This is a genomic window from Streptomyces sp. NPDC031274, assembly GCF_055570235.1.
Genome location: NZ_JBVIHP010000215.1, coordinates 1 through 1443 on the forward strand (window position 1 = coordinate 1; position 1443 = coordinate 1443).

The following is a 1443-nucleotide window of genomic DNA, read 5'->3' on the forward strand; positions in this document are numbered from 1 at the left end:
GAACGCGGCGCTGCCCGCGATCGGCGACTCCCTGGGCGGCGGCATGTCCGGGCTCCAGTGGGTCGTGGACGCCTACACCCTCGCCTTCGCCGCCCTGATGCTCTCCACCGGCGCGCTCTCCGACCGGATCGGCGCGACCCGGGCGTACGCGATCGGCATCACGGTGTTCACGCTCGCCTCGGTGGCGTGCGGCCTCGCGCCGTCGCTGCCCGTGCTGATCGGCGCGCGGGTGGTGCAGGGCGTGGCGGCCGCGGTGGTCCTGCCCGCCTCGCTCTCCCTCGTGCGCCAGGCCTACTCGGACGCGGCCAAGCGGGCACGCGCGGTGGCGATGTGGGCGGCGGGCGGCTCGGTGGCGGTGGCGCTCGGCCCGGTCGCGGGCGGCGCGCTGACCACCGCGTGGGACTGGAGCGGCATCTTCTTCATCAACGTACCGCTGGGCGCGGTGGCGCTGGTCCTGCTGCTGCGGGCCCCGCGCTCCGCGAGGCGTCCTGCGCCGCTGGACGTGCCGGGGCAGTTGCTCGCGGTCCTGACGCTGACGGCGCTGACCTTCGCCGTCATCGAGGGCGGCACGACGGGCCTGATCGCCCTGGTCGTCGCGGTGGCGGCGGGTGCGGTGTTCCTGCGGACGGAGGCGCGACAGGCACATCCGGTGGTGCCGCTGACCCTCTTCCGCGACCGGACGGTCACGATCACCGTCGCGGCCGGGGCCGCGTGCAGCGTCGCCTTCTACGGCCTCGTCTTCGTCTTCAGCCTCTTCTTCCAGGAGGTGCAGGGGCGTTCGGCCCCGTGGGCCGGGCTGATGTTCCTGCCGATGACCGGGCTCATCGCGGTGACGAACGTCGTGGCGGGGAAGCTGGCGGCGCGCGTGGGTCCGCGGATCCCGATGCTGGCGGGGCAGTCACTTGCCGTGCTGGGTCTGCTGGCGCTGCTGTTCGCCGACGCGGGGACGCCGGCGCTGGGCCTGGCGTTCCTCATGGTGCCGCTGGCTCTGGGATGCGCGCTGACGATCCCGCCGCTCACCGCGGCGATGATGGACGCCGTGCCCGCCGACCGTGCGGGTCTTGCCGCGGGGGTCCTCAACTCGGCCCGGCAGGTGGCCGGGGGCCTGGGGATCGCGGCCTTCGGGGGCCTGGTCGCGGGGGACTTCGTCTCCGGGATGCGCATCAGCCTGCTGATCGCGGCGGGACTGCTGGCGGTCTCGGGAGTGGCAACGCTGGGGCTGCGAAAGGGGCGTTGACCTCTCCCGGGCATCTCGCGTGGGGTGTCATACTTCTGAAATAGGGTCATCTCATGTTGCATATGCCCTTTGTGGTGTGTCTATGGTGATCACCGTGCCCCACTGCAGGTCGAGCAGGGCTCCGTCGGCACGTAACAAGGACTGACGTATGCGAGACCGCAGCACCCCGCAGCATCCCGAGAAGCTGTTCTACTTCGGTGGAATCG

The 1443-nt window shown here is 71.9% G+C and carries 1 protein-coding gene; it reads left to right on the plus strand.

The window, feature by feature from the left end:
- Window positions 1–1237, plus strand: a 1237-nt coding sequence (locus tag ACZ5CR_RS45095; RefSeq protein ID WP_468869424.1) for an MFS transporter, incomplete at its 5' end; no start/stop codon positions are given.
- Window positions 1238–1443: the final 206 nt, after the last annotated feature.